General features: G+C 74.7%; 21 protein-coding genes and 1 pseudogene. 1 reads left to right on the top strand and 21 read right to left on the bottom strand.

Annotated features, from left to right (window positions below; genetic code table 11):
* Window positions 1–20: 20 nt before the first annotated feature.
* The 4 genes from QSK03_RS24265 to exaC form a co-directional block, all read right to left on the bottom strand.
* Window positions 21–377, bottom strand: a complete 357-nt coding sequence (locus QSK03_RS24265; protein ID WP_285657532.1) for a histone-like nucleoid-structuring protein Lsr2 — start codon at window positions 375–377, stop codon at window positions 21–23.
* Window positions 378–502: 125 nt separating this feature from the next.
* Entirely contained in the window at window positions 503–1,102 is a 600-nt protein-coding gene (locus QSK03_RS24260) for a cysteine hydrolase family protein (protein WP_285657530.1), read from the bottom strand.
* 98 nt (window positions 1,103–1,200) lie between these two features.
* The gene (locus QSK03_RS24255; protein WP_285657528.1) at window positions 1,201–1,638 is read right to left on the bottom strand and encodes a DUF779 domain-containing protein; all 438 of its coding nucleotides are present in this window, start codon (window positions 1,636–1,638) and stop codon (window positions 1,201–1,203) included.
* A 38-nt stretch (window positions 1,639–1,676) separates the two neighbouring features.
* Complete coding sequence (gene exaC / locus QSK03_RS24250; RefSeq protein ID WP_285657526.1) at window positions 1,677–3,200, bottom strand: acetaldehyde dehydrogenase ExaC; 1,524 nt, start codon at window positions 3,198–3,200, stop codon at window positions 1,677–1,679.
* A 264-nt stretch (window positions 3,201–3,464) separates the two neighbouring features.
* Here exaC and QSK03_RS24245 point away from each other — a divergent pair, with 264 nt between their 5' ends.
* A complete protein-coding gene (locus QSK03_RS24245) occupies window positions 3,465–4,976 on the top strand; it encodes a GAF domain-containing protein (protein ID WP_285657525.1) in 1,512 nt (503 codons plus the stop codon).
* A 99-nt stretch (window positions 4,977–5,075) separates the two neighbouring features.
* On the opposite strand, the gene QSK03_RS24240 is transcribed toward QSK03_RS24245, so the two are convergent.
* The 17 genes and pseudogenes from QSK03_RS24240 to QSK03_RS24160 all read right to left on the bottom strand — a co-directional run bounded on the left by QSK03_RS24240 (window position 5,076) and on the right by QSK03_RS24160 (window position 23,207).
* A complete protein-coding gene (locus QSK03_RS24240; RefSeq protein ID WP_285657524.1) occupies window positions 5,076–5,909 on the bottom strand; it encodes a type III pantothenate kinase in 834 nt (277 codons plus the stop codon).
* Window positions 5,910–6,186: 277 nt separating this feature from the next.
* Window positions 6,187–6,561: pseudogene (panD, locus tag QSK03_RS24235) on the bottom strand (aspartate 1-decarboxylase); the annotation flags it as partial.
* A gap of 1 nt (window position 6,562) precedes the next feature.
* Complete coding sequence (gene panC, locus QSK03_RS24230) at window positions 6,563–7,477, bottom strand: pantoate--beta-alanine ligase (protein WP_502872214.1); 915 nt, start codon at window positions 7,475–7,477, stop codon at window positions 6,563–6,565.
* Window positions 7,474–8,445, bottom strand: coding sequence for a Rossmann-like and DUF2520 domain-containing protein (locus tag QSK03_RS24225; protein WP_285657523.1), 972 nt, complete (start codon window positions 8,443–8,445; stop codon window positions 7,474–7,476). Before QSK03_RS24225 ends, panC begins: the two co-directional genes overlap by 4 nt.
* Before the next feature lie 410 nt (window positions 8,446–8,855).
* A complete protein-coding gene (locus QSK03_RS24220; protein WP_285657522.1) occupies window positions 8,856–10,073 on the bottom strand; it encodes a PrsW family intramembrane metalloprotease in 1,218 nt (405 codons plus the stop codon).
* A gap of 94 nt (window positions 10,074–10,167) precedes the next feature.
* On the bottom strand, window positions 10,168–11,127 hold the full coding sequence (locus QSK03_RS24215; RefSeq protein WP_285657520.1) for a hypothetical protein: 960 nt from the start codon (window positions 11,125–11,127) through the stop codon (window positions 10,168–10,170).
* A gap of 43 nt (window positions 11,128–11,170) precedes the next feature.
* Entirely contained in the window at window positions 11,171–11,647 is a 477-nt protein-coding gene (locus tag QSK03_RS24210) for a DUF3180 domain-containing protein (RefSeq protein ID WP_285657519.1), read from the bottom strand.
* A complete protein-coding gene (folK, locus tag QSK03_RS24205; protein WP_285657518.1) occupies window positions 11,644–12,147 on the bottom strand; it encodes a 2-amino-4-hydroxy-6-hydroxymethyldihydropteridine diphosphokinase in 504 nt (167 codons plus the stop codon). The genes QSK03_RS24210 and folK overlap by 4 nt, the downstream gene beginning before the upstream one ends.
* A gap of 10 nt (window positions 12,148–12,157) precedes the next feature.
* On the bottom strand, window positions 12,158–12,535 hold the full coding sequence (gene folB / locus QSK03_RS24200; RefSeq protein WP_285657516.1) for a dihydroneopterin aldolase: 378 nt from the start codon (window positions 12,533–12,535) through the stop codon (window positions 12,158–12,160).
* Entirely contained in the window at window positions 12,532–13,350 is an 819-nt protein-coding gene (gene folP, locus QSK03_RS24195) for a dihydropteroate synthase (RefSeq protein ID WP_285657593.1), read from the bottom strand. The genes folB and folP overlap by 4 nt, the downstream gene beginning before the upstream one ends.
* A gap of 70 nt (window positions 13,351–13,420) precedes the next feature.
* Window positions 13,421–14,011 carry a GTP cyclohydrolase I FolE gene (gene folE, locus QSK03_RS24190; protein ID WP_285657591.1) on the bottom strand — a complete coding sequence of 197 codons (591 nt, stop codon included), beginning with the start codon at window positions 14,009–14,011 and terminating at the stop codon, window positions 13,421–13,423.
* A gap of 163 nt (window positions 14,012–14,174) precedes the next feature.
* Window positions 14,175–16,733 (bottom strand): ATP-dependent zinc metalloprotease FtsH, encoded by a 2,559-nt coding sequence (gene ftsH / locus QSK03_RS24185; protein ID WP_285657514.1) that lies wholly within the window; start codon window positions 16,731–16,733, stop codon window positions 14,175–14,177.
* Between the two features lie 188 nt (window positions 16,734–16,921).
* On the bottom strand, window positions 16,922–18,487 hold the full coding sequence (locus tag QSK03_RS24180; protein ID WP_285657513.1) for a helicase HerA-like domain-containing protein: 1,566 nt from the start codon (window positions 18,485–18,487) through the stop codon (window positions 16,922–16,924).
* Between the two features lie 337 nt (window positions 18,488–18,824).
* The gene (locus QSK03_RS24175) at window positions 18,825–19,568 is read right to left on the bottom strand and encodes a hypothetical protein (protein WP_285657511.1); all 744 of its coding nucleotides are present in this window, start codon (window positions 19,566–19,568) and stop codon (window positions 18,825–18,827) included.
* A gap of 23 nt (window positions 19,569–19,591) precedes the next feature.
* Window positions 19,592–20,800 (bottom strand): ABC transporter permease, encoded by a 1,209-nt coding sequence (locus QSK03_RS24170; RefSeq protein WP_285657510.1) that lies wholly within the window; start codon window positions 20,798–20,800, stop codon window positions 19,592–19,594.
* The gene (locus QSK03_RS24165) at window positions 20,797–21,483 is read right to left on the bottom strand and encodes an ABC transporter ATP-binding protein (protein WP_285657589.1); all 687 of its coding nucleotides are present in this window, start codon (window positions 21,481–21,483) and stop codon (window positions 20,797–20,799) included. Before QSK03_RS24165 ends, QSK03_RS24170 begins: the two co-directional genes overlap by 4 nt.
* Before the next feature lie 44 nt (window positions 21,484–21,527).
* Window positions 21,528–23,207, bottom strand: a complete 1,680-nt coding sequence (locus QSK03_RS24160; RefSeq protein ID WP_285657509.1) for an efflux RND transporter periplasmic adaptor subunit — start codon at window positions 23,205–23,207, stop codon at window positions 21,528–21,530.
* Between the last annotated feature and the right edge of the window lie 18 nt (window positions 23,208–23,225).

Here is a 23,225-nt window from a genome sequence, read left to right as displayed (position 1 = left end):
TGCCTGGAGCGGAGCGCCGGTCAGTGGGCCTTGTGGTAGGCCTCGGAGACCTCGCTGGGGATGCGACCGCGCTCGGAGACGGTCATGCCCTGCTTGCGCGCCCACTCGCGGATGGCCTGGTTCTGCTCGCGGTCGACCGCCGCGCGGCCGCCGCCGCGCCGGGGGCTGCTCGCCGACGCCGCGGGGGCGGATCTCCGGCGGCCGCCGCTGCGCCGGGCGTGGGCGACGAAATCGGCCAGGCCGTCGCGGAGGGCTGCGGCGTTCGCCTCGGAGAGATCGATCTCGTAGGTGGCGCCGTCGAGGCCGAACTCGACGGTCTCGTCGGCCTCCGATGCGTCCAGGTCGTCGACGAGGGAAACCACGACTTTCTGCGCCACCACGACCTCCGAAGCCCGACCCGAAATGGTCGGCCGGACCCTATTTCCGGGAACGGGAGTTTGTCGAGTGATGTGCGTCGCGCGTCCTCGCCGACGACCGGGACTTCGTCGACGAAAATTGCGGGTCAGTCCGGGATGCCCTTGGCGTCCGGAACGACGACGGCGAACATGTCCGCGATCCCGGCGAGGCTGGCACTCTGCAGGGAGGACGCCGGAACTGCGCCGTCCGGACCCGGCAGCGCGCGGGTCGCGGTGGCCGCCGCGACCACCGAGGGCGCGAATCCCGCGTTGAAGGCGCCACGGGCCGTGGAGTTCACACACATGTGTGTCATGAAGCCCGCGAGCACGAGGTTGGTGGCGTCGACGCCGCGCAGGTACTCGTCGAGGTCGGTGCCGACGAAGGAGTTCGGGAAGTTCTTGACGATGCGGTGCTCGCCGTCGCGCGGGGCCACGCGGTCGACGATCGCGCCGATCTCGTCGCGGACGTCGTAGGGCGTGCCGGCGCCCGCGTCGTGCTGGACGTGGACGATCGGGATCCCGGCGCTGCGCGCGCGGTCGAGGAGCCCCGCCGCCTCGTCGATGGCGGGCTCGACGTTCTCGAGGGCCATCACGCCGCGGGTGTACGTGTTCTGGAGGTCGATCATCACCAGCGCGGACTCGCGCAGGGAGGCGGGCGACGCGGGCAGGCCGGTCAGCTCGCGCAGGGTCGTGGACGGGGTGCTCATCGTCGAACTCCTTCGTCGGGAGGGGGCCGAACGTGCGAGGGGCGCCCTCGCTGCGTGCTGCGCAGCGGGGGCGCCCCTCGATCGTGCTCGGGTGAGCGCTACAGGTCACCCAGGTCGCGCATCTCCTCGTCGGTGAACAGCCGCGAGCGGATGATGAAGCGGACGCCCTCGGGGGCCTCCACCGAGAATCCGCTGCCGCGGCCCTTCACCACGTCGACGGTGATGTGCGTGTGCTTCCAGTACTCGAACTGCGAGGCGGACATGTAGAAGCCGATCGGCTTCTCCAGGCCCTCCACCACGAGGTCACCGAGGTGCACGTCCTGGCCCCCGATCTTGAAGTCCCCGTCCGGGTAGCACATCGGGGCGCTGCCGTCGCAGCACCCGCCGGACTGGTGGAACATCAGCGGGCCGTGGATGTCGGTGAGCTGCACCAGGAGCTCGGAGGCCTGCGGCGACAGGGCGACGCGACCCGTCCCCGACCCCGGCACCTCCGGCACCTGCTCGGTGACGTCGGTGCTCGTGCTGATCTGGGTCATGGTGACCACCTCCTCCTGGTGGGGAACCCGCGGGAGGATCAGAAGAATCCCAGCGCATTGTTCGAGTAGCTCTGCAGGACGTTCTTGGTCTGCTGGTAGTGGTCCAGCATCATCTTGTGGTTCTCGCGGCCGATGCCGGACTGCTTGTAGCCGCCGAAGGCCGCGTGGGCCGGGTAGGCGTGGTAGTTGTTCACCCACACCCGGCCGGCCTGGATGTCGCGGCCCGCGCGGTAGGCGGTGTTGGTGTCACGGGACCACACCCCGGCGCCGAGGCCGTAGAGCGTGTCGTTGGCCTGCTTCATGGCGTCGTCGTAGTCGTTGAAGCGCGCCACCGACAGCACCGGGCCGAAGATCTCCTCCTGGAAGATCCGCATCGAGTTGGTGCCCTCGAACACGGTCGGCTGGACGTAGTAGCCGCCCGAGAGGTCGCCGCCGAGGTCGGCGCGCTCGCCGCCGGTGAGGACCTTCGCGCCCTCCTGACGTCCGATGTCGATGTAGGAGAGGATCTTCTCGAGCTGGTCGTTCGAGGCCTGCGCGCCCATCATCGTCTCGGTGTCGAGCGGGTTGCCGGTCTTGACCTGCTCGGCGCGCTTGACGCCCTGCTGCACGAAGTCGTCGTAGATGCCGCCCTGGACGAGGGCACGCGACGGGCAGGTGCAGACCTCGCCCTGGTTGAGGGCGAACATCGCGAAGCCCTCGAGCGCCTTGTCGTAGAACGCGTCCTGCTGCGCGGCGACGTCGTCGAAGAAGATGTTCGGGCTCTTGCCGCCGAGCTCGAGCGTGACCGGGATGAGGTTCTCCGAGGCGTACTGGGAGATCAGGCGACCGGTCGTGGTCTCGCCGGTGAAGGCAATCTTGCGGATGCGCGGGGACGACGCGAGCGGCTTGCCCGCCTCGACGCCGAAGCCGTTGACGATGTTGAGGACGCCGGCCGGGAGCAGGTCGCCGACCACGTCCATCAGCACGTGGATGGAGGCCGGGGTCTGCTCGGCCGGCTTGAGGACGACCGCGTTGCCGGCGGCGAGGGCCGGGGCCAGCTTCCAGATCGCCATGAGGATCGGGAAGTTCCACGGGATGATCTGACCGACCACGCCCAGGGGCTCGTGGAAGTGGTACGCGATCGTGTCCTCGTCGATCTGCGAGAGGTGACCCTCCTGCGCGCGGATCGCCCCCGAGAAGTAGCGCAGGTGGTCGATCGCCAGTGGGATGTCGGCGACGAGGGTCTCGCGGACCGCCTTGCCGTTCTCCCAGCTCTCGGCGACCGCGATCTTCTCGAGGTTGGCCTCGATGCGGTCCGCCATCTTGTTCAGGATGTTGGCGCGCTCGCCGACGGAGGTCTTGCCCCAGGCCGGTGCGGCAGCCTCGGCCGCGTCGAGGGCCTTCTCGATGTCGTCGGCCGTGCCGCGGGCCACCTCGGTGAACGTCTGGCCCGTCTGCGGGGTCGGGTTCTCGAAGTACTGACCCTTCGCCGGCGCGACGTACTCGCCGCCGATGTAGTGGTCGTAGCGGGGCTTGAACGAGACGACGCTGTCCGCCGACCCCGGAGCCGCGTAGATGGCCATCGGTGATTTCCCTCCACATCATGGGATTACGTGAGTGGGACCACGTGACCGCGGACACTAGGTGCGCCAGGGTTGCACCGGCGTTGCAACGCATCTGCGGCGTTTCTCTTGTCAAGGATCCGCGTCCGAGGTTTTGATGAAGGGTTGCCTAAGCGGAGGGGATGCAGCACCATTCGTCGGGAGGGGTCCTCCCGACGACCGGGCGGGCAGGATCGGTGCCGTGACGGCACCCGCAGGCCGCCACGTCCAGCGCAGGGGGCGCCGATGCCGGAGAGCCAGCGTGGCGCGCGCGGGACCACCCGCCTGACCGTTCCCGGCACGCTGTCGACCCCGCTCGAACCGTCGGACCCGGTCGAGCGTGCGCACCTGCTCGAACGCATCCGTGACGCGGTCCTGTCCGGCACCGCGAGCCCGGGCTCGCCCCGCGACCTCGTATCGGCTTCCTGGCAGCGCTCGCTCGATGCCCACGTCGACCCGGACCACGGGCGCCCGCGCCACGTGTTCCAGAGCGACGAGCTGGCGGACGTGCGCGGCGGGCACCTGCTGGCGCCGGTGCTGCCGCTGCTGCGGCGCACGCTGCTCGACGTGGCCGACGAGGCCGTGCACATGATGATCGTGACCGACGCGCGCGGACACATCCTCTGGCGCGAGGGGAACACCGACGTCCTGCGCCGCGGCGACGCGTGCGAGCTCGTGGAGGGCACGCGCTGGAGCGAGGACTCCATCGGCACCAACGCGATGGGGACGGCGCTGGCGTCCGGGCGGGCGGTGCAGATCCACTCCGCCGAGCACCTCGTGCGGCTGTACCACTCGTGGACCTGCGCGGCGGCCCCGATCCACGACCCGGACTCCGGCGAGGTCGTCGCCGCCATCGACCTCACCGGCCCCCTGCAGACCTTCCACCCGAGCACGCTCGCGCTGGTCAAGGCGGCCGCGGAGCTCGCCGAGGTGCACCTGCACGCCCGTGTCGTCGAGCGCGACGAGCGGCTGCGGGCCCGCAACCGGCCCCACCTCGACGGCCTGCGCGGCGAGCCAGGCGCGCTGCTCGCCCCGGGCGGGCGCGTGCTCGCCGCGGAGCCGACCGGCTGGCTGCCCGAGCGGGTCGCGATCCCCGGGGACGGCGACCGCGTCGACCTCGGCGAGCGCGGCGAGGGCGTCCTCGAGCCGCTGGCCGAGGGCTGGCTCCTGCGCCTCGCCCCGCGGACGTCGTCACGCCCGACGCTCGCCCTGCCGTTCCTGGGCGCCGAGCGCCCGGTGGCGCGGCTCGACGGCCGGCCCGTGCGTCTGAGCCTGCGCCACGCCGAGATCCTGACGCTGCTGGCCCTGCACCCCGACGGCCTCACCGCCGACCGTCTCGCCTCCGCGCTCTACGGCGACGCCGGCAACCCCGTCACGGTGCGCTCCGAGGTGCACCGCCTGCGCAGCTCCCTCGGCTGCTCGATCATCAGCGCCCAGCCCTACCGGTTGCGCGCCCGCGTCGACGCCGATTTCCTCGACGTCCGCGCCGCCCTGCGGGAGGGCAAGGTGCCGGCGCCGCACATCCTGCGCCGCGGGGCCCTGCTGCCCGCCTCCGACGCCCCGGACGTCCGCGTGGAGCGCGACCACCTCGAGGTCGCCGTCCGCGGGGCCGTCCTGCGCCGCGGCGACGCCGAGGCGCTGTGGGCCCTCGCCCAGAGCGGGACCGCCGGGTCCGACCCCGACCTGGTCGTGCGCCTGCGCCGGTTGCTGCCCGACGGCGACCCGCGGCGCGACGAGCTCGACGTGCCGGTGCGCTGACCCGGGGCTCGCCCGCCGCCGTCGCCTCGCTGTGGCGGCTACTGGCTGGTATCCCTCGCGTGGCGAGGGATACCAGCCAGTAGGCCGCCGTCCGGCGCGTCAGGACGGCCGGGCGGCCCGCTTCGCGGCGCGGTCGTCGCGGCGCTCCGTGCGGCGCCGGTGCACCGAGCGCAGGCCGAGCAGCGTCAGGTCCGGCACGTGGTCGGTGATCGTCGTGCACTCCTCGACGACGACGGGCGCGAAGCCGCCCGACGCGACGACCGCGACCGGGCTGCGGCCCTCCGGATCCCGTGCCGTGATCTCGCGGCTCACCCGGGAGACCAGACCGTCGACCTGCGCCGCCGCGCCGATCACGAGCCCGGCCTGCATGCTCTCGACGGTGTTGCGCCCGAGCACGGAGCGCGGCACGACCAGTTCCACCGGCCGCAGCGCGGCTGCGCGCACCGCGAGCGCCTCCGCCGAGACGCCGACGCCCGCGGCGATCGCGCCGCCGAGGAACTCCCCGCGCACCGAGACCGCGTCCACCGTCGTCGACGTCCCGAACGTGACCACGACGCAGGGCCCGCCGACGCGCTCGTGGGCCGCGAGCGCCTGCACCACGCGGTCGGCGCCGACCTCCTTGGGGTTGTCCACCAGCAGCGGGACGCCGGTCCGCACCCCTGGCTCGACCAGGAGGTGGTCGAGGCCCGCGAAGTGCCGCGTGACCATCCCGCGCAGCTCGCGCAGCAGCACCGGCACCGTCGAGAGCGCCGCCACGGCCGTCACGTCGGCGACGCGCGCCCCCAGCAGCCCGCGGACGAGCAGCGCCATCTCGTCGCCCGTCGCCCGCGGCTCGGTGCGCAGGCGCGCGTCCCAGACCGCGGGGCCGTCGCCGTCGTCGGGGTAGAGCGCGAGCGCGGTCTGGGTGTTGCCGACGTCGACGCAGAGCAGCACGGATGGTCTCGCTCTGCCCGGGCGCTCAGTTGTCCGTGGACAGCAACGCGTCGAGGCGGCGGGCGTCGGTGGTCTCCGAGGAGTCCCGGCGGCGCTCCCCCGCCCGCGGTTCGGCGGCGCGGCGGGCCGCCGAACCGCGGTGGCTCCCGGCGGTGCTGGCGAGCCCGGCGCCGACCGTCGTCATGGCCGGTCCGGCGGCGGGCTCGCGGTGACGGGCCGGGCGCGCTCCCTGGGCGTCCGTGCCCGGGCGCAGCAGCGACGTCGCGGGTGCGTCGTCGGGGACGTGCGTCGGGTCGGCGCCGCGGTCGAGGACGCGGTTGCGGTCGTCGACGAAGACCACGCGCGGCTGGTACGCGCGGGCCTCGGCGTCGTCCATGACCCCGTAGGAGATGAGGATGACGAGGTCGCCGGGCGAGACGAGGTGCGCCGCGGCGCCGTTGATCCCGATGACGCCGGAGCCGGCCGCGCCGGTGATCACGTAGGTCTCGAGGCGGGCGCCGTTGGTGACGTCGACGATGGCCACCTGCTCGCCGGGCAGGAGGTCGGCGGCCCGCATGAGGTCCTCGTCGACGGTCACCGAGCCGACGTAGTGCAGGTTCGCGTCGGTCACCGTCGCGCGGTGGATCTTGGACTTCAGCATCGTGCGCTGCACGTCAGACTCTCCTCACGACGGACACGGCGGCGTTGTCGATCAGGCGGGTGGTGCCGGCCCGGGCCGCGACGAGCAGGCGCGCGGGGCCGATGTCGGGGGTGGGACCGAGGTCCACGTCGCGCAGCTCGAGGTAGTCGAGCTGCAGGCTCGGCTCCGTGGCGAGCACGGCCCGCGCGGCCTCGAGCACGGCCGCCGGACCCTGCTCGCCGGCGTGCTGGCCTGCCGAGAGCGCCGCCGAGAGCGCGACCGCGGCGCGGCGGTCGTCGTCGGCGAGGTAGGCGTTGCGGCTCGACAGCGCGAGCCCGCCCTCCTCGCGGACCGTCGGCACGCCCACGACGTGGACGTCGATGTCGAGGTCGCGCACCATGCGGCGGATCAGCGTCAGCTGCTGGTAGTCCTTCTCGCCGAAGAAGGCCACGTCGGGCACGACGATCGCGAAGAGCTTGTTGACCACGGTCAGCATGCCGGCGAAGTGCCCGGGGCGGACCGCGCCCTCGAGCTCGGCCCCCAGCGGACCAGGGTCGATCGAGGTGCTGAAGCCCTCCGGGTACATGGCGTCGACCTCGGGCGCGAAGACCAGCTCGACGCCCTCCTCGCGGCACATCTCGAGGTCGCCCTCGAAGGCCCGGGGGTAGCGGTCGAAGTCCTCGTCCGGACCGAACTGGCGCGGGTTCACGAAGATCGAGACGACCGTCGTCGATCCGGGGATGGTGCGGGCACGGCGCATGAGTTCGCGGTGGCCCTCGTGCAGGGCGCCCATGGTCGGGACGAGCGTGACGCGCCGGCCGCCGCCCCGCAGCGCCTTCGTGACGCGACGCAGGGCGGTGGGGTCGCGGTGCACGGTGAGGTCGTCGGCCGTGTACTGCGGGCGCGGCCGGCTCACGAGGTTCGTGCGCAGGCTGGACGGTCGGGTCACGGGCGGGGCCTCTCGGCGAGGGCGGACACCACGTCCTGCGCGGCGGCGGGGTCGAGCAGCCCGCCGGCGCGGGCGCGCTCGGCGGTGCGCCGGGCGAGGGCCCGGTAGAGCGGGGCGGCCTCGGGGGCGCGCTCGTCGAGGTGGCGCAAGTGTGTCGCCACCGTGCCGGCGTCGCCGCGCACCACCGGCCCGGTGAGCGCGCGGTCGCCGTGGCGCAGGGCGTTGTCGAGCGCCGCGGACAGCAGCGGGGCGAGCACGCGCTCGGCGGACTCGATGCCCGCGCCGGACAGCAGGTCGGCGGCCTCGCGGACCAGCGTCGTCAGGTGGTTCGCCCCGTGCGCGAGCGCCGCGTGGTACAGCGGGCGGGCGGCCTCGGGGACGCGGACGGGCTCGGCGCCCATCTCCACGACCAGCGCCTCGCCGACGAGCCAGGCGGCGTCGGCGTCCTCGCTGAGGCCCTCCGGGGCGGTGATGCCGACGCAGGCGCCGGCGAGGCGAGTGACGTCCTCGGCGCGCCCGGTGATCGTCATCGCCGGGTGCAGCGCGATCGGCAGGACGTCGTGCTCCGCGGCGGGCGCGAGCACGCCGACGCCCTCGGCGCCGCACGTGTGCACCACGATCTGGCCCGGACGCAGGCAGTCCGACGCGGCGAGCCCCCGGACCAGGCCGGGCAGGACGTCGTCCGGGACCGCGAGCAGCGCGAGGTCGGCGCGGCGCACGACCTCGTCGGGCGGGAGGATCTCGGCGCCGGGCAGCAGCTCCTCGGCGCGGGCGCGGGAGGCGCGGGAGACCGCGGAAGCGGCGACGACCGTGTGCCCGGCGTTCGCGAGCGCGGCGCCGAGCACGGCGCCCACCCGGCCCGCGGAGACCACCCCGACCGCGAGCCGTGAGCCTTCCCGAGGGGTGGGTGACGGGCCGGCTCCGGCCCCTTCCCACCGCCCGGCGTCCTCGCCGGCGTCGGTGCCCACGCGCCACCTCACTCGTTCGGCTCGTTCCCGTCCCGCTCCCGCGGGTACCGGACGATCACTGCCGCCCACGGTAACCGTCCCCGCGTCGCGCGGAGCCCGCGGTGAGCGGGTTCACGCCTGCTGGGCACCGACCGTGAGCGGGTCGTCGGCGCCGGGTGTCGGGGCGCGGTGGGCGCGGTGGGCGGGGTCGTGGAGCGAGGGCGTCCTTCACTGCGTGGGGCGCAGCGAGGGCGTCCCTCGCGCCGCAGCCCAGGTCGGCGCCCGCGGGAGCGAGGGTGTCCTTCACTGCGTCGGGCGCAGCGAGGGCGTCCCTCGCTCCGCAGCCCAGGTCGGCGCCCGCGGGAGCGAGGGCGTCCTTCACTGCGTCGGGCGCAGCGAGGGCGTCCCTCGCTCCCACGCCCGGGCGCCGATCAGACCGCCGGCGGGCGGGGCGGGCCGCCGGGCCAGGACGGCGGCGGGGCGCCGTGTGGGGGCGGCGGGGCGCCGGTGGGGCCCTGGACGCCCGGCGCGTTGACCGCGGCCAGGCGGGTGCGCACGACGTTGTCGAGCAGCTCGGCATGCCAGTCGGCGCGGGGCGGCAGCGCACCGCGTTCGGCGCGGGCGCGCAGGAACGCGAGCTCGGTGACGGCGTGCTGGTAGTCCTCGACCGCCCGGGCGGCGACGGCCCCGGCCCGGCGGTTGACCGCCGAGCGCCAGCGCCGGCGCCCGGCGAGGCTCGAGAGGAGCGGCACCTCGCTCGGCGCGATCCAGCCCGCGGCGGCGAACCCGGGCATCTGGCGGGCGAGCACGTCGGCCTCCCGTCGTCGTTGCCACACGACGAGCCCGATCATCCCGGCGAACAGCGGCAGCATGATCAGCACGTAGATGCCGAAGAACCCGGCGCCGAGCTGCGTCGAGGAGTTCCACAGCGCGTGCAGGATCACCGCGAGCACGTAGCCGCCGAGCACCGCGGCCGTGCCGACCACCCGCGAGCGGGTCTGCGACGCGATGCCCACCCCGATGCCGGTCATCGCGGTGAAGAGCGGGTGCGCGAACGGGGAGAGCACGCCGCGCAGCACGAACGTCGCGAGCACCGCGGGCCCCACCGCGCCCTCGGCCTCGGTGAAGGCGCGCCCGAAGTAGATGATGTTCTCGGTGAAGGCGAAGCCCGCCGCGGTGATGCCCGCGTAGACGACGCCGTCGACGATCCCGTCGAACTCCCGGCGCCGGACCAGCAGCAGCCCGACGACGAACGCGCCCTTCACGAACTCCTCGACCAGCGGCGCCGAGATCACCGCACCGACCACGTCGCCCTGCCCGCGCCCGAGGAGCAGCTCGGCGGCGATGATCGCGCTCGAGTTGATGACGACGGCGACCAGCGCCGAGAACCCGGCGCCCCACAGGAACGCCGCGAGGAGCAGGCGCGGCGGCTCGGGCTCGAAGCGGTCGATCCAGAGGAAGGCCGCGACCACCGGGGCGACCGGCAGGAGGGCCAGGACGACGCCGATGACGACCCCGACGACGCCGATCTCCGAGCTCGCGAGTCCGACGGTCACGAGGCCGCAGATGCCGAGGACGATCAGGCCGACGACCGGCCACACGAGCGTCCGGCGCTGCTGGGGCGCCAGGCGGACGGGAGGGGCGATCACCCTGCGGGAGGGTAACGGCCCTTCCGCGGCGCGGCCCGCCCGCCGTGCCCCGGATCGCCCCCGGACGCCCCGTCCGTGCTCGTGCGCGCCGTGATCAGGGCTCGCGGCGGCGACGCCCACCGGTGCCGCCCGCCGCGGCGTGCGCCGCGAGGAGCTCGGCGACGGTGCGGCCGCCGGAGGTGGCGGCTTCGCCGGGCCGCGGGGCGGCGCGGCGGGCCCGGCGCTCGTCGGAACGCTCGGCCGGCAGCTCGGGCGGGAGATCGCGCCGCGCAGGGGGCTCGGGGACGGGCTCGTACCCGGCCGAGCGGACGTACTGGTCGAGGAACGACCCCGCGGCGAGCACCGACGGGTCCGCGGCGAGCGGAGCCTCCGGGGGCGGACCGGCGGGGCGCAGGGGGCGGCCGGCAGGGCCCGAGTCGGGGCCGCCGGAGCGGGGCGCGGGGAAGGGGTCCGCCAACGGGGCGACCGGGCGGACCGGGGCAGGCGGCGGCACCGCGGCGGACGCGGGCATCACGGGCATCGCGGGTGCGGCGGGGACCCGGGGCTGCGGGCCGGAGTCGCCCACGACCCGCAGGCGCGCGCCCCGCGGCTGCGGCGCGACGACGGGCACGCCGGCCTGGAGCGTCACCGCGTCGGCGTGGACGCGCACCCGGTCGAGCTCCTCGCGCAGGCCGGCGACGTCCTCGCGGGCCCTCTCCGCGATGTGCTCGGCCTCCTCGCGGGCCGCGACCTCGCGGGCGAGGCGCTCGTCGTGCTCGCGGCGCAGGGCCTCAACCCGTTCCTCGGCGTCCTCCTCGGCCGCGGCCAGCTCCGCCGCCACGTCCTCCGCCTCGGCGGCGACGGCGGCCTCGGAGCGCACACGTCGAGCGAGGGCGACCACCACGAGCACGACGGTCCAGAGCGCGGCGACGATGCCCAGGCGCAGCCAGCGGGCGTCGTCGGCGAGCACCACGGCGACCCCGGCGAGGAGCGCGAGCACCACCGCGGTGCCCAGCAGCACGACGCGGCGGCGGTCGGGGCCGACGTCCGCGCGTCCCCCGTCCGGGGTGCTCATCGCTGCAGGATAGCGGCCGGGTCCGCCCCGGCCGGTGCCCCGGTCAGGACCGTCGCGGCGGGCGGTCGGGGTCGTCGCCGGGCTCGTCGGGCGTGCGCAGGCAGTGCTCGAGCCAGAGCCCGGCCCCGACGAGCACCGCGGACCCGACGACGCCGACGATCGCGCTCCCCGTGTCCGCCGCCGCGGCGTCCACGCTGTCGCGCAGCGGGAACACGTAGGCCAGGACGCCCAGCCACGCGCCGCCGACCAGTGACCCGGCCAGCGACGACGCCTTCGCGAGCGCCACCGCGCGCGCCGTCGCGAGCGCGTCGACCGGCCGCGCTCCCCGCCGGTGCCGGATCCGGGCGCGCAGGACGACCGCCAGCACCAGCTCGGCGATCCCGAGGACGAGCGGCGTCAGACCGGCGAGCAGGGGCAGCGGCGGGAGGTCGCCGTACGCGGCCTGGAGCAGGATGTTCACGGCCAGCCCGGCGGCGACCGCGGCCACGACCAGGAGCGAGGGGCTGGTGGACGTCCTCATCCCGACAGCTCCGTCGCGTCGCGCCGGACGCCGTCGCGCTCGGACGCGGGCAGGGCCGCGAGCAGGTCACGCACGGGCCCGCGCCCGGCGACGGCCGCGTCGGGCTCGACGTCGAGCCAGGGCACGAGCACGAACGCCCGCTCGTGGGCCCGGGGATGGGGCAGGGTCAGCTCGGGGTCGGCGCTGATGGTGCCGTCGACGTCGAGGACGTCGACGTCGAGGGTGCGCGGACCCCAGCGGACGTCGCGGGTGCGCCCGGCGCGGCTCTCGGCGGCGCGGGCGCGTGTGAGCCAGTCGCGCGGTCGCGACGCCGGGTCCTCGACGACGACCACCGCGTTGAGGAAGTCGTCCTGCTCGACGCCGCCCCACGGCGCGGTGGCGTAGACCGGCGAGACGGCGACGACCCGCGCCCCGGCCGCCCGCAGCGTCGCCAGCGCACCGCGCAGGTTCGCGGCCCGGTCGCCGACGTTGGAGCCCAGCGAGAGGACGGCCCGGCTCACGATCGGGACCTCATGGACGTCCCCGCTCCCGGCGCACCACCACCGCCACGTCGTCGAACGGCACGGCGATGGGGGCCTGGGGCTTGTGCAGCGTCACCTCGACCGCGACCACCCGCGCGTCGGAGAGCACCCGCGCCGCGACCTCGGCGGCGACGGCCTCGATGAGGCGGCGCGGCGGGCCGGCGACCACCGCGGCGGCGGTGTCGGCGAGCGCGCCGTAGTCGACGGTGTCGGCGAGGTCGTCGGACGCGCCGGCCGCGGCGAGGTCCAGCTCCAGCACCAGGTCGAGCACGAAGTCCTGGCCGTCGCGGCGCTCGTGGTCGAACACGCCGTGGTGGCCTCGCACGCGCAGGCCGCGCAGCGCGATGCGGTCGGCGAGCGGGCTCACGGCTCGATCTCCGCCTTCGAGGTGCCCCAGGACCACGCGGTGGCGACCGCGACCGCGTCCAGCGACGGACCGACCTCGTGCACCCGCACGCCCCACGCGCCGGCGGCGGCGGCGAGCGCGGAGACGGCGGCGGTCGCGACCTCGCGCCCGTCGGGCGGGCGCGGCGTGCCGTCGTCGTCGGCGAGCAGCGCGCCCAGGAACCGCTTGCGCGACGCCCCGACCAGCACCGGGAAGCCGAGCGCGGTGAACACCGACAGCTTGCGCAGCAGCTGCCAGTTGTGCGCCGCGGTCTTGGCGAACCCGAGACCCGGGTCGAGCACGAGCAGGGACGGGTCGACCCCCGCGAGCACCGCGCGGTCGACCTGCTCGACCATCTCGGCGCGGACCTCGCCGACGACGTCCTCGTACGACGCGAGCTCGGTCATCCGGTCGCTGGGGCCCCGCCAGTGCATGATCACCCACGGCACGCCGGCCTCGGCGACCGTGCGCGCCATGTGCGGGTCGGCCAGCCCGCCGGACACGTCGTTGATCATGGTGGCGCCGGCCTCGACGGCCGCGGCGGCGACGGCCGCACGCGTGGTGTCCACGCTGACCCGCACGCCGTCCTGCGCGAGGTCGCGGATCACCGGGACCACGCGCGCGATCTCGGTGTCGGCGTCGACGCGCTGCGCGCCCGGGCGGGTGGACTCCCCGCCGACGTCGACCAGGTCCGCGCCGCGCCGGGCGAGGCCGATCCCGTGCGCCACCGCGTGGTCGCGGTCCAGCCACCGGCCGCCGTCGGAGAAGGAGTCCGGGGTCACGTTGAGCACGCCCATGACGACGCAGCGCCCGGGGTCGGGCAGACCGTGGGCCCGCGGCTGGTCGGGCCCGGTGGGGGCACCCACGTCAGCCGCTCCGGATGAGGTTGAGGGCCTCCGCCCGCGTGCTGGCCGACGACTTGAGGATCCCCCGCACCGCGGACGTCGTGGTGCGCGCGCCGGGCTTGCGCACCCCGCGCGCGGACATGCACTGGTGCTCGGCGTCGATCACGACGAGCGCGCCGCGGGTGTCGAGGCGCTCGGCGAGGGCGTCCGCGATCTGGCTGGTCAGCCGCTCCTGGACCTGGGGCCGGCGGGCGTAGAGGTCGACGAGCCGGGCGAGCTTGCTCAGCCCCGTGACGAAACCCTTCGGCCCCGGGATGTAGGCCACGTGGGCGACGCCGTGGAAGGGCAGCAGGTGGTGCTCGCACATCGAGAACATCGGGATGTCGCGGACGAGCACGAGCTCCTCGTGTCCCTCGTCGAACGTGCGCTCCAGCACCTCGGCCGGGTCGGTCCCCAGCCCCGCGAACAGCTCCTGGTACGAGCGCGCCACGCGGGCCGGGGTGTCGCGCAGGCCCTCACGGTCCGGGTCCTCCCCGATCGCGATGAGCAGCTCGCGCACCGCGGCCTCGGCGCGGGGCGCGTCGAAGCCCTCCCAACCCGGGGCGAGCGCCACCCCGACCGGCCCGCCACCGCTGTCGGTCGGGCGTCCCCGGCGGCCGTCCGCGTCGCCGTTGCGCAGCGACGGTCCGGCTCCGTGTGGCGCGTCCTGGTCCTGACTGGTCGTCACGTCTCCCTCGCGGTCTTCCTCCACCCGGCCGGCGCGCGCGCCGGCTCTCTCAGCCCTGACCGCGCGAGGTGTCGCGCCCCTCGGAGCCCGAGGAGCCGGACGTGCCGTCGGAACCGTCGTGACCCCAGCTCGGGCTGGGCCAGCCGTCCGACCGGCCCTCCCGGGTTCGGCCATCCGGGTCACCGTACGGGTTGGCACCGCTCTCGCCAGGCGAGCGTGACGAGCCGGACGACCAGCCGGACGCCTCCGACCCCGATCCGTACGGGGACGGCCCGCCGGAGCGGCCCGCGCCGCCCGGGTTCCAGGTGGTGCCGTGCGGGACCGTGGCCGGGGTCCACCCGGGCGGGGCACCGTAGTTCGGCGCCACCGACGAGGGCTTGTCGCCGCCGTCGCCCGCGCTCCCCGCCGCGCCCGAGGCGCCGCGACGTCCGTTGGCGCCCGTCCGGTAGACGTCAGGGATGCCGGTGGTCGGCGTGCCCTGCGGCGGCGTCGGCGCCCCGACGTCGTGGCCCGGGCCGCTGCCGTAGCCGGCGCCCGCCTCGGTGCCGTGCCCGTTGCTCGCCGAGTGCGCCCCGTAGGAGCCGTTGCTGGCGTGCCCGTTGCCCGAGACCGAGCCCGCGGGGGTGCGGTCGTCCTGCTCGCCGGGCGGCGGCCAGGGCTCGCCGCGCTCGGTGGCCAGCTCGCGCCGCGTCTTGATCGGCGGCCGGTCGGAGGGCAGGCGCTCGCCGAAGTCGTTGAACGCCGTGATCCGCGGCCGCTTGGTGACCGACGCGAAGACGCGCTCGAGGTCGCGGCGCTGCAGCGTCTCGTGCTCGATGAGCTCGCCGGTCAGGGCGTCGAGCGCGTCGCGGTGGGTGTTGAGGATGTCCCACGCCTCGGTGTGCGCGGCCTCGATGAGCTTGCGCACCTCCTCGTCGATCTCGTGGGCCACCTCGAGCGAGTAGTCCGCCTGACGCCCCGCGGTGCGGCCGAGGAAGGGCTCGCCCTGCTCCTGGCCGTACTTCACGGCGCCGAGCTTCGCGCTCATGCCGTACTCGGTGACCATCGCGCGGGCGATCTTCGTCGCCTGCTCGATGTCCGAGGACGCGCCGGTGGTGGGCTCGTGGAACACGAGCTCCTCGGCCGACCGTCCGCCCATGGCGAACACCAGGCGGGCGATCATCTCGGAGCGCGTCATGAGCTCCTTGTCGTCCTCGGGGACGACGAGGGCGTGCCCGCCGGTGCGCCCGCGCGGCAGGATCGTGACCTTGTAGACGGGCTCGATGTCGGGCATCGCCCACGCGGCCAGCGCGTGGCCCGCCTCGTGGTACGCCGCGACCTTCTTCTCCTGCTCGGAGATGATGCGGCTCTTGCGGGCCGGGCCGCCGATCACGCGGTCGACCGACTCCTCGAGCGACGACCCGTTGATCTGCTGCTGACTCAGCCGCGCGGTGAGCAGTGCGGCCTCGTTGATGACGTTCGCGAGGTCGGCGCCGGAGAACCCGACGGTGCGCTTGGCGAGGCCGTCGAGGTCGGCGTCCGGGGCCAGGGGCTTGCCCGCTGAGTGGACCGCGAGGATCGCGCGCCGGCCCGCGAGGTCGGGCGCCGCGACCGGGATCTGGCGGTCGAACCGGCCGGGGCGCAGCAGCGCGGGGTCGAGGATGTCCGGCCGGTTGGTGGCCGCGATGAGGATGATCCCGCCGCGGGAGTCGAAGCCGTCCATCTCGACGAGCAGCTGGTTGAGCGTCTGCTCGCGCTCGTCGTGGCCGCCGCCCATGCCGGCGCCGCGGTGGCGGCCGACGGCGTCGATCTCGTCGACGAACACGATGCACGGGGAGTTCTGCTTCGCCTGCTCGAACAGGTCGCGCACGCGGGAGGCACCGACGCCGACGAACATCTCGACGAAGTCCGACCCGGAGATCGTGTAGAACGGCACGCCCGCCTCGCCGGCGACCGCGCGGGCCAGCAGCGTCTTGCCGGTGCCGGGCGGGCCGTAGAGCAGGACGCCCTTGGGGATCTTCGCGCCGAGCTGCTGGTAGCGCGTCGGGTTCTGGAGGAAGTCCTTGATCTCGTAGAGCTCCTCCACCGCCTCGTTCGCTCCCGCGACGTCGGCGAAGGTGGTCTTCGGCATGTCCTTGTTGAGCTGCTTGGCCTTGGACTTGCCGAAGGACAGGACGCGGTTGCCCCCGCCCTGGGAGTTCATCATCCAGAACAGCAGCAGGAGCACCAGACCCAGCGGGATCAGGTAGATCAACATCTGGGTGAGGATCGAGTCCTGCGTGACGCGGGTGTCGAAGCCGGACGTCGCCGGGTTCTCCCGGACCAGCGTGAACACCTGGTCGGTCGCCGCCGCGGGGTACTGCGCGTAGATCTGGTTGGTCGTCGTCGGCTGGGAGCCCTCGACCCCGGGGACCTGCACGGGGTTGGTCAGCGTCAGGCGGAGGCGCTGCTCCTTGTCCTCGATCGTGATCTCGGACGCGTTGTGGGCCTCGACCTGCTGCAGGGCGAGCGACGTCGGGGCCTCGGTGTACCCGCGGGTGTCGCTGAGCAGCGACGAGATGCCGAGGTAGACCAGGAAGAACACCACGATCCAGATGAGTGGATTGCGGAGAAGGCGCTTGCGGTCCATGCGGTTGCGGCCTCCAGGCGGCCCTCGACCCTCCCCGGGTGGACCCTGCGGTCGGTGTCAGTCGTCTCGGCTCGGGGTCCGCGCACGCACGGACGTCCGTGGGGCCCTGATCTGCTCAATGTACCCCGGTGCCGCGACAGCGGTTCCCGCCACGGGCCGCCGCGGAACCCGCCGGCCCGGGTGGGCGTTCAGCGCCGGCGGCGGGCCGTCCCGAACATGCCCCGGGTGATCTCCTGGGTCGCCTCGCGGGCGACCGTCCGCACGACCGACTGGAACCACGAGCTCTTCATCGTCTTCTCGATGAACCCCGGCTCCTCGTCCTGCGCGGGCGGCGGGGCCTGCGGCGGCGCCTCCTGCGGGGGCTGGCCCGGGGGCAGGGGCTCGGCGGGCGCCGGGGCGCTCGACGCGCCGGTCGACGCCGAGAGCTTCTCGTAGGCCGACTCGCGGTCGACCGCCTCGCCGTACTTCGGCCACAGCGGCGACGCCTTCGCGGCGTCGGTGACGGCCGGCTCGCCGATCGCGGCCATCAGCGAGCGCGGTGCGCGCACCCGGGTCCAGGCCACCGGCGTCGGGGCGCCGCGCTCGGACAGCACGGTGACGATCGCCTCGCCGGTGCCCAGCGACGTCAGCGAGGTCTCGATGTCGTACACGGCGCTCTTGGGGTAGGTGCGCGCGGTGCGCGTCAGCGCCTTCTGGTCGTCCGGCGTGAACGCCCGCAGCGCGTGCTGCACCCGCGCGCCGAGCTGGGAGAGCACGTCGTTGGGGACGTCGGTGGGCTGCTGGGTGCAGAAGAAGACACCGACGCCCTTGGACCGGATGAGCTTGACCGTCTGCTCGATGCGGTCGAGGAACGCCTTCGAGGCGTCGCTGAAGAGCAGGTGCGCCTCGTCGAAGAAGAAGACGAGCTTCGGCTTCTCGATGTCGCCGGCCTCGGGGAGGTCCTCGAAGAGCTCGGCGAGCAGCCACATGAGGAACGTCGAGTAGAGCATCGGGTCGGCCTGCTGGTCGGCGAGCTCCAGCAGCGTCACGCGGCCCTTGCCGTCGGGCTCGACGGTCAGCAGGTCGGCGGGGTCGAACTCGGGCTCGCCGAAGAACTCGTCGCCGCCGCGCGCCTCGAGATTGACCAGCGCCCGCAGGATGACGCCCGCCGTCGACGTCGAGACCCCGCCGATGCCCTTGAGCGCCTCCTTGCCCTCGTCGGAGAGCAGGTGCTGGATCACCGAGCGCAGGTCCTTGGTGTCGAGCAGCGCCAGCCCCTGCTGGTCGGCCCAGTGGAAGATCAGGCCGAGCGTCGACTCCTGGGTCTCGTTGAGCCCCAGCACCTTCGACAGCAGGATCGGCCCGAACCCGGTGATCGTCGCCCGCACGGGGATGCCGATCCCCGCGCCGAGCGAGAGGAACTGCACGGGGTAGGCGGTCGGCGCCCAGTCGTCGCCGGTGTCGGTGGCGCGCTGGGTGACGCGGTCGTTCTTCTCGCCCTCGCGAGCGAGCCCGGACAGGTCGCCCTTGATGTCGGCGAGCAGCACCGGGACACCGTGCGCCGAGCACTGCTCGGCGAGGTTCTGCAGCGTCTTCGTCTTCCCGGTCCCCGTCGCGCCGGCCACCAGCCCGTGGCGGTTGAGCGTCGCGAACGGGATGCGCACCCGGGCGGTCGGATCGACGGCGCCGTCGATCACGACGGTCCCCAGTTCGAGCGCACCCGCCTCGGTCGCGTACCCGGCGGCGATCTCTGCAGCAGCACCCTGGTCGGCCACGGGGGCAGGTTAGCGGGGACGGGGCGCGCCGGGGTGGATCAGCGTGGCGGACACCCGCGGCACGCAGCTGGAGCGGAGCTGCGGCGCCGGAGGCGAGACGCCGACATCAGACATCAGGAAATCCACCATCTCGGACGGATCACCGCCGCGAGGGACGCCGCGGGGCGCGCGAGGGGCACGTTCCGCAGGCTGCGGAGCCCGTCGATCATGCGGAACGTGCTTCTCGCGGCGCGGCGTGCTCGGGCGGGGCGGCGGCGCCGTGGGTCGTCCGGAGCGAGGGGCGCCTTCGCTGCGTCTGGCGCAGTCAGGCGTCCCCCGCTCCCCCGACGGCGAGGCGTCAGGAGCCCGCCGGGACGTCGACGCGCACGGCGGTGACCGCGCCGTCGGCGCCACGCTCGGCGTGCACGGTGACCTGCTGGCCGGGACGCAACCCCGCGGGCCCGCCGGGGCGGGGCACGGCGACGTCGGTGCCCGCCGTCGTCCGCAGCACCGACTGGGTGCCGTCCCCCGCGCGCACCGTGACGATCGGGAAGCCGCCGCCCGTGGGCTGGACGGACTCGACGACGCCGAGGACGTCGGGCACGGAGCCCGGGCCGGTGTCCGGGGCCGTCGCCCGGCCGATGAACGTCCCGATCGCGAGGCACGCGACGGCGCCGAGCACGAGCAGCAGGATCCGGGTCGAGCGCGCGAGGCCGGGACGGCGCAGGCGCGTCGCGAGGTCCATGTCGTCCACGGGGCGGTCGAGGACCTCCGCGGCACGGTCCTGCGAGGTGCGCGGCCCGTCGGGCGCGGAGGGTCGGGGCGACGGTGCGGGCGCCGACCGCCGGGCCGGGGGCGGGGGCACCGGGAAGCGGTCGGTCACCGCTCCGTCGGACTCCGGCGACGACGACGCGGCACCGGACGAGGCGGTGCCGGACGACGCGCTCCCCGATGACGGGGTGCCGGACGACGGGTTGCCGGGCGCCTCTGTCCCGGATGAGCCCGTCGACGACGCCGCCGGCTGCTCGCGGGTGGGCTGGGCGTCCGGGGCGTCGGCGGCGGACGTCGCGTCGCTGCCGTCGGCGTCGCTGGGCTGGTTCACGGGTCCTCCCGAGGTCGCGGGGCTCACTCGCGACGCAGGGCGTCGATGGGCCGCAGCCGTGCGGCCCGGCGGGCGGGGTAGGCGCCGAAGAAGATGCCGATGGCCGCCGACACGGCGACCGCGGCGACGACGGCGGAGGGCAGCACGACGGGGCGGAAGTCACCGAGCGGCACGAGCGTGCCGGCGTAGCCGACGGCGACACCGATCGCGCCACCGACGAGGCTGAGGATGATCGACTCGACGAGGAACTGGCCGAGGATCGCCGACGGCGGGGCGCCGAGGGCCTTCCGGATGCCGATCTCGCGGGTCCGTTCGGTGACCGACACGAGCATGATGTTCGTGATCCCGATGCCCCCGACCACCAGCGAGATCGCCGCGATCGCGGCGAGCAGCAGGGTGAAGGCCCCGAGGGTCTGGTCGAGGACGTCGGCGAGCTGCCGGGCGCTGATCACCTGGTAGTCCCGGTCGTCCGCGTTGTCGATCCCGTGCCGGCGGTCGAGGATCGAGTTGACCTCGGTCTCGGCGGCGGCCTGCCCCTCCGTGGAGCGGGCCTGGACCACGATCTGGCTGAGGTCGCCGAACCCCGTGAGCGATCCCTGGACCGCGGTCAGCGGCGTGAGCACGTTCTCGTCCGGGTTCGAGAGCCCGCCCCCGTTACCGGACGGGACCAGCGTCCCGATGACGTCGAACGGCACGCCGTTCACGAGCACCGTGCGGCCGACGGGGTCGGCACCCACGCCGAAGAGGTCCTCGACGACGGTGGCGCCCAGCAGCGCGACCTTGCGCCCGGCCGCGACGTCGGCCTCGGTGTAGGCGCGGCCCGTGGCGATCTGAACGTTGGCGCCCGGGAAGTACGACGGGGTGCTACCGACGATCGTCGCGCCGCTGCTCGCCCGGCCCGCGTCCACCGTCACCGACGAGGTGACGACGCCGGAGACCGATGCGATGTCCGGCGCGCCCTGGGGGTCGGAGAGCGCGTCCACGTCGGCGGTCGTGAGCGGCCGCCCGTCGGTGCCGGCGCTCTGCGGGGGCTGGCGCGGGAGGACGGTGATGCTGTTGGCGCCGAGGCCCGCGATCTGGCTCTGGATGTACTGCGAGGCCCCGTTGCCCAGCGCGGTCAGCAGGATGACGGCCGCGATCCCGATGATGATCCCGAGCATCGTCAGCAGCGAGCGCAGCCGGTTGGCCCACAGTCCGCGCAGCGCGAAGCGGACGATCTCGACGAGGCTCACCCGGGGACCCCGACCTCGTGCAGCCGCCCGTCGGTGACGACGACGACGCGCTCGGCCCGCGCCGCGACCTCGTCGTCGTGGGTGATCAGCACGATCGTGCGCCCGGCCGCGTGCAGGCGGTCGAAGAGGGCCAGGACGTCGCCGGTGCTCGTCGAGTCGAGGTTGCCGGTGGGTTCGTCCGCGAGCAGCAGCGCCGGGCCGGTGACGAGGGCCCGTGCCACCGCCACCCGCTGCTGCTGGCCGCCGGAGAGCTGGTTGGGGCGGTGGTCGGCGCGCTCGGAGAGCCCGACCAGCGCGAGCGCCGCCTCCGCCCGCTCCCGCCGGACCCGTCGCCCGACCCCCGCGTACACGAGGGGCAGCTCGACCTGGGCCAGCGCGTTCGTGCGCGGGATGAGGTTGAACGCCTGGAAGATGAAGCCGATCTGGCGGTTCCGGAGCACGGCCTGCTGGCGCTCGTCGAGGTACGCGACGTCGAGGCCCTCGAGCAGGTAGCGCCCCGAGCTCGGCGCATCGAGGCAGCCGAGCATGTTGAGCAGCGTCGACTTCCCCGACCCGGACTGCCCGATCACGGCGACGTACTCGCCGCGCCGCACGGTGAGGTCGACGTCCCGGAGTGCGTGGACCGCGGTGTCGCCCTCGCCGTAGACCTTGGAGAGACCGCGGACGTCGATGACGTGCTCCACCGCGAGGGTCTGGCCTGCCCCGGGGCCCGACTCGTCGGGCGACGTCATCCGCCGCCGCCGCCCCCGGAGCGGTTCCCGCCGCCGTTGCCGCCGTTGCCGCCGTTGCGCTGCTGGCCCGGCGGGCCCTGCCCCGGGACGATCTCCGCGGTCGCGCCGGGCAGCACGACGAGCTCGCCGGGCGCGAGCCCGGAGCGGATCTCCGTGGTGGTGTCCGAGCTCAGGCCCAGCCCGACCGTCCGGGCCTGGGGGACGCCGTCGGGACCGAGGACCTGCACGGTGCCCGACGTCGCGCCCGCGCCGCCGGTCGGCGTGATGGCCGCCGACGGCAGGAACAGCACGTTCGGAGCCTGGGCCACGTCGACCGCCACGCTCGCCGACATCCCGGGACGGAGGTTCGGCGGGAGCCCCGTGAGGGCGACGTTCGTGCCGTACTGCACGGACGTCCCCGTCCCGGGCAGGAGGTCGACGCTGCTCACGACACCCGGGAGCGACTGCCCCGGCAGCGCGTTGACCGACACGGCCACCGCCTGGCCGGCGGCGAGGCGCCCCACGTCGAGCTCGGGCACGTCGGCGCGGATCTGCAGCGACGAGAGGTCGAGCACAGTCATCGCGGCGGGCGTCGTCGGCGTGCCGGTGACGGTCGTCCCGCCGCCCGACGCCGCGCCCGAGCCGCCGCCCGCGGCCGCACCGGACGACGCCGCGGAGCCGCCGCTCGCGCCGCTCGAGGCGGCGGCGCCCCCGCCCGCGGCGGTGCCGTCGGGGAGCGTGCCGCCGGTCGGGTTGCCCGACGTCGTCGAACTGCTCGTCGTGCCGCCGGCGGGCACCAGCTGCCCCGGACCGATGTCGAGACTGACCACCGTGCCGTCCTGCGGCGACGAGAGCTCGAGGTTCTCCGCCGACTGCTCGGCCTGGATGACCGACGCCTCGGCTTGCGCGAGCGACGCCTCGGCGGAGGCCACCTGGCCCTCGGGCGTCGTCGCGGCGCCGCCACCCGCGCCCGCGGAACCGCCGCTCGTGCCCGTCGATCCGGAGCCGGCTCCGGGCGTGGGCGTCGGCGTGGGATCGGCGGCCTGGGGCTGGGCGGCCGCGCCGGAGGAGAACCTGTTGATCTCGACGAGCGGCGCGCCCTGTTGCTGGGGCTGTTGTTGGGCCGGGTGCGGCTGGGACTGGCCTGGTGCAGGCTGCGCCTGGCCCGGCTGTGCCGGCGCGGCCGGCTGGGCAGGCTGCGCCGCTCCAGGCTGCGTGACGGCACCCGGCTGGTTCCCCGTCGCCGTGCCCGTCGTCCCTCCCGCCTGCGCCCCCGCGGCCGGCGCCTGGGTTGCGGCGGTCGTCGTCGGGTTGTCCCGCGCCTCGCGCGCATCGGCCAACTGCTGGCGCGCGGAATCCCGCTGCGCCCGGGCGGCGTCGAGGTTGGCGTCGGCGTACTCCGGATCGAGGGTCGCGACGATCTCGCCCGCCGTGACGGTGTCGCCGAGCTTGACACGGACGTCCTCGACCCGACCGCTGCTCGCGAAGTTCAGCGTGGAGCCGCGCGCGCTGGTGACCGCACCGGAGGCCGTCACGGTCTGGGTGACCGTGCCGCGTCCCACCGGGGTCGTGCGCAGCCCTTGGTCGGCGGTGCCGCCGCTGCCCGTCAGGGCGTACACCGTCCCACCGGCCGCGAGCAGCACGACCAGCACGATCAGCCCGTTGACGAGCCACAGAGAGCGACGCGCACCGGCCATGTGGCGGACGGTAGCGGC

Origin of the sequence: Actinomycetospora sp. NBRC 106375 (assembly GCF_030269665.1) — a bacterium.
Lineage (GTDB): Bacteria > Actinomycetota > Actinomycetes > Mycobacteriales > Pseudonocardiaceae > Actinomycetospora.
Note: the sequence above shows the minus strand (reverse complement) of the source record. Positions and strands in the feature narration are given on the sequence as shown.

Bases quoted from the DNA above. Each gene is read 5' to 3' on its own strand.
- QSK03_RS24260 (WP_285657530.1), bottom strand. From the start codon at position 1,102: ATGAGCACCCCGTCCACGACCCTGCGCGAGCTGACCGGCCTGCCCGCG.
- QSK03_RS24255 (WP_285657528.1), bottom strand. From the start codon at position 1,638: ATGACCCAGATCAGCACGAGCACCGACGTCACCGAGCAGGTGCCGGAG.
- exaC (WP_285657526.1), bottom strand. From the start codon at position 3,200: ATGGCCATCTACGCGGCTCCGGGGTCGGCGGACAGCGTCGTCTCGTTC.
- QSK03_RS24245 (WP_285657525.1), top strand. From the start codon at position 3,465: ATGCCGGAGAGCCAGCGTGGCGCGCGCGGGACCACCCGCCTGACCGTT.
- QSK03_RS24215 (WP_285657520.1), bottom strand. From the start codon at position 11,127: ATGAGCACCCCGGACGGGGGACGCGCGGACGTCGGCCCCGACCGCCGC.
- QSK03_RS24210 (WP_285657519.1), bottom strand. From the start codon at position 11,647: ATGAGGACGTCCACCAGCCCCTCGCTCCTGGTCGTGGCCGCGGTCGCC.
- folP (WP_285657593.1), bottom strand. From the start codon at position 13,350: ATGGGCGTGCTCAACGTGACCCCGGACTCCTTCTCCGACGGCGGCCGG.
- ftsH (WP_285657514.1), bottom strand. From the start codon at position 16,733: ATGGACCGCAAGCGCCTTCTCCGCAATCCACTCATCTGGATCGTGGTG.
- QSK03_RS24160 (WP_285657509.1), bottom strand. From the start codon at position 23,207: ATGGCCGGTGCGCGTCGCTCTCTGTGGCTCGTCAACGGGCTGATCGTG.